Below are 3870 nucleotides of genomic sequence, written 5' to 3'. Positions count from 1 at the left end.
AGGTGGCCTCAATGCCCCCACGCGGGGCCACCTCGACACCCCAACTCAACCTTCCGTTCTGGAGGCCACGATGAAGAAGACGAACACGCTCTTGGTCTTGGGAAGCGCAGTTGTGCTGCTGGGCTCGTGCGACCGCGGTCCTGCGCCGGGGGCGTTGCCGCCTTCCGGGAGTTCCGCCATACCAACAACCTCGGCTCGCGACAGCGCAGTCAGTGCGTACCGAGCGATGTGGAACGGCTTCGCAGAGGCAGGCAACACCTCGGACCCGACTTCTCCTGTGCTTGCTCAGCACGCCTCAGGCGCCGCGCTGGAGAAGTTGAGACGAAGTCTCCAATCCGACCGTGAGAAAGGCGTCGTCACCAAGGGAAAGCCTGTCCTCGATCCGAAGGTGTCGGAAGCAGATCCGGTCGGTGACCCGAAGAAGATCACGATCACTGACTGCGGAGACTCTACGAACTGGCTCAAGTACGGCAAGGACAACGGGCTGCGTGCAGACGCTGCCGGCGGCCGGCGACTCATCAAGGCCTCGGTCGACAAGCAGTCAGACGGCTCGTGGAAGGTCTCCGACTACGCGGTTCACGAGATCGGGAGTTGTTGAGCCATGCGACAACCCACTGTGCTCGTTGCACTTGCAGCTAGTTTCCTTGCTGTGTCGCCGCCTGCGGAGGCGGACGACGCTTGGGGCGGGACCACCTGTAGCCAAGAGCCGTCACCCTTGTGCGAGCTCACCGCGGGAAAGCGTCCGAACGGTTCGACGAACAGCGGCCAGACGCCGATGAACGGCAAGGAGCAGAACGACGGGGGATCCTTCGGCTGCCGGTATGTGCCTGCTGGTCCAGGCCCCGGACAGGAGACCCCGAAGGAGCCCGGCGGTTGGTACATGCTGTTGTGTTCGCCCGACGGCAAGGACCCGGACTCTCGCGGGCCGATCTGGGTACCAGCTGGTGCAGAGGTACCTCGGGTTCTCACTCCTGAAGAGGTCGCACAGATGGCCCGTAGGCAGCTGCGGCTCCCCACTCCACGGATCATGGCGAGTCCGGCCGGAGAACAGCTGGCCAACCTGCCCACCTGGATGTGGCTGGATCGCGGCAGCTGGGGCCAGGTGTCTGCGACAGCATCGGTTCCCGGCGTGTCCGTGACGGCTGTGGCCAGGCCTGTTTCGGCAACCTGGTCGATGGGTGACGGGCGCTCGGTCACCTGCACCGGCGCGGGCACTCCATACTCGGCCGGCCGCGACCCGAAGAGCGCGTCGCCGGACTGCGGTCATACCTACCTGACTTCGTCAGCAGGACAGCCGGGTGAGGCCTTTCCTGTGACCGTCAGGGTGCAGTGGACGGTCACCTGGTCGGGCGCAGGGCAAAGCGGGACGTTCCCAGGCCTGTCGACCAACGCATCGGCCGCGTTCCGAGTGGCCGAGAGCCAAGGAATCACCACCGGCTGATCACAGCTGTCGATCCAAGACACGTCGAACTGCTGAACCGACGTGTCGCGATGAAGTCATGCCTGAGGGGCCTGAAATGACTACAACCGCCAACAAAACTACGTCTTCGCGGTGGAGCGCGCGAGAGGGCAAACCGCCGAGCCGCTGGAGCAGTCGTCGGCGTCGCGTTCCACATCTCCTGGTAGGGCTCATGCTGGTTCCGGCCTGTGGCGTTGGAGCGGCGATCCTGGCCACCGAGCTGGGAGACAGGGAGCACGTTCTGGTGCTCTCTCGACCGGTTGGTGCCGGCCAACTCCTTGCCGCTCAAGACCTTCGCCAGGTCGCACTGGCTGCCGACGAGAAGATGGGCGTCATCGCCGCCTCGGCAGCGTCAACGGTCGTCGGGCAGCCGCTCGCGTTCAGCCTGCCCGAAGGCTCTCTCGTGACGCGATCGGTGCTGGGCTCTCCGCGAGTACCGGAACAGGGCGAGGCAATCGCTGCGGTCGGCCTCAAATCGGGCCAGTTCCCGCCGGATCTCTCGCCGGGCTCGTCCGTCGCGGTCCTGCTGGGACAAGCGCAGGAGTTGACTCCGAAGTCGTGGAACGCCGTGGTGCTCGACGTTTCCAGGCGCGAGAACGACCAAACGACGGTCGTCTCGCTGTGCATGTCCGAACTGGACGGTCGTGCGTTGTCCTCGGCGCCGTCCGGCCAGCTGAGCCTGCTCGTGATCGCGGGAGGGGATCGCTGATGCTCATCGCCATCTGCTCGTTGAAGAGTTCTCCGGGTGTCACCACCCTGGCGGTCGCGCTGGGCGCGCGGTGGCCCAGCTCGGAAACTCCGGTCGTCGTGGAAGCTGATCCGGCCGGAGGCGACCTGCTGACCCGGTTCCGCCTGAACGCGGATCTGACCGTGGTCGGGCTGGCCGCGTCGAGCCGCGTGCGGGGCAACGCCGATCCGGACGAGCTCGCCCGCCATGTGCAGTTCCTCCCAGGTGGGCTCCGCGTCGTGCCGGGACCGATTGCGGCCGAGCAATCCCGTGCGGCACTGGGCTTGCTGGTGCCCGGCCTGCGCCGCGCCGGCAACAGAGCAGGCACCGTGTTGATCGTCGACTGCGGTCGTGTGGATCCGGAGTCCGCAGGCCTGCCGATCATCCGCAGTGCGGACGCGATGGTGTTGCTCGCGAGGCCACGCGACGACGAACTCGCTCACGTCGCGCTGAAGCTCCAGCTCGCTCAGCAGTGGTCACGGCGGCCCTGCTTCGTCCTGATGGGCCGAGGTCACTCTGCTGGCTACGTGTCTCGCGAGCTGGGCGTTCCGGTGTTGGCCCACATTCCCCGCGATGTGAAGGGCGCTGCGGCTCTGCGTGGCGATGGAGCTAACCGCAATGGTCCCAGCAAATCTGCGCTGGGACGCGCCGCGGCAAAGCTCGCGTTCAGCCTCCGGGCGAGCGTGATCCAGGATCAGGCCAAGGTCGATCGCCATCTCGTGCCGGGAGGGGTGGCGTCATGAGCACGACAGACCTGGCTGGTCCGGCTGACCTGCCGTACAAGGCCGCGGGCGAGGTGGCGGCGGTTGACCGGCTGCGCAAGCACCTGCGCGGCTCGCTCTCAGAACAGCTCAGCCAGCGCATCCGCAGCGATGAAGCTGCGGGACGGCCCTCGATGGACGCCCAGCAACATCGGCGGTTCGCCGAAGCGGTGCTGACCGATGCCGCCGAAGCGCATGCGCGTGCCGAGCTCCACAACACGGCGGACGGCGGGATGCTGGTCACTCCTGACGTGGAACAGCGGCTGATCAAGCAGGCACTCGACGAGGTCTTCGGCTTGGCCGGCCTCGAACCTCTGCTGGCCGATCACGACATCGAGAACATCAACATCAACGGCGACCGCGTGTTCATCAGGTGCGCCGACGGAACTCGTCGGCGGCTGCCGCCAGTCGTCGGTTCGGACACCGAACTCGTCGAGCTGATCCGCGACCTTGCTTCCCGTTCTGGTGTGGAGGAGCGCCGGTTCGATCGCGGCTCGCCGATCGTGAACTTCCAGCTTCCCGGCGGCGAGCGCGTATCCGCGGTCATGGCCGTGACGACGCGACCATCGGTGTCGATTCGCCGTCACCGCTTCTCCAAGGTGAACCTGGCGCAGCTTCGTGAACTCGGCAGCATCGATCTGGCGCTGGAGAGTTTCCTAGCCGCTGCCGTGCGAGCCAGGCGCAACGTGCTGGTCACCGGCGGCACGTCGATCGGCAAGACCACGATGCTCCGAGGGCTTGCGTCGGCAGTTCCGTCCTGGGAGCGGCTCGTCACTATCGAGGACGTCTTCGAGCTCGGACTGGACGAAGACGCCGACCTTCATCCGGATGTCGTGCCCTTGCAGGCGCGAGAGCCGAACATCGAGGGGTCGACGTTCCCGTCGAGACCCTGCGCACGGACGCGGTCCAGCAGTTCGTCAAGC

Annotated in this window: 4 protein-coding genes; all 4 read left to right on the top strand. The window is 66.2% G+C overall.

All coding sequences use genetic code 11. From position 1 onward, the window contains the following. On the top strand, window positions 1–598 hold a 598-nt coding region (locus tag ABZX92_RS45325; protein ID WP_355572287.1), incomplete at its 5' end, for a hypothetical protein. Between the two features lie 1105 nt (window positions 599–1703). Further along, entirely contained in the window at window positions 1704–2168 is a 465-nt protein-coding gene (locus tag ABZX92_RS45320; protein WP_355572285.1) for a hypothetical protein, read from the top strand. Further along, window positions 2168–2929: a chromosome partitioning protein gene (locus tag ABZX92_RS45315; RefSeq protein WP_355572283.1), complete on the top strand. Its 762-nt coding sequence runs from the start codon at window positions 2168–2170 to the stop codon at window positions 2927–2929. Before ABZX92_RS45320 ends, ABZX92_RS45315 begins: the two co-directional genes overlap by 1 nt. Beyond that, window positions 2926–3870, top strand: a 945-nt coding sequence (locus tag ABZX92_RS45310; protein ID WP_355572281.1) for an ATPase, T2SS/T4P/T4SS family, incomplete at its 3' end; no start/stop codon positions are given. The genes ABZX92_RS45315 and ABZX92_RS45310, both read left to right, overlap by 4 nt.

The sequence above is a fragment of the Lentzea sp. NPDC006480 genome, from assembly GCF_040611995.1.
Classification (GTDB): Bacteria; Actinomycetota; Actinomycetes; order Mycobacteriales; family Pseudonocardiaceae; genus Lentzea.
This window is presented reverse-complemented; position numbering and strand designations above follow the sequence as displayed.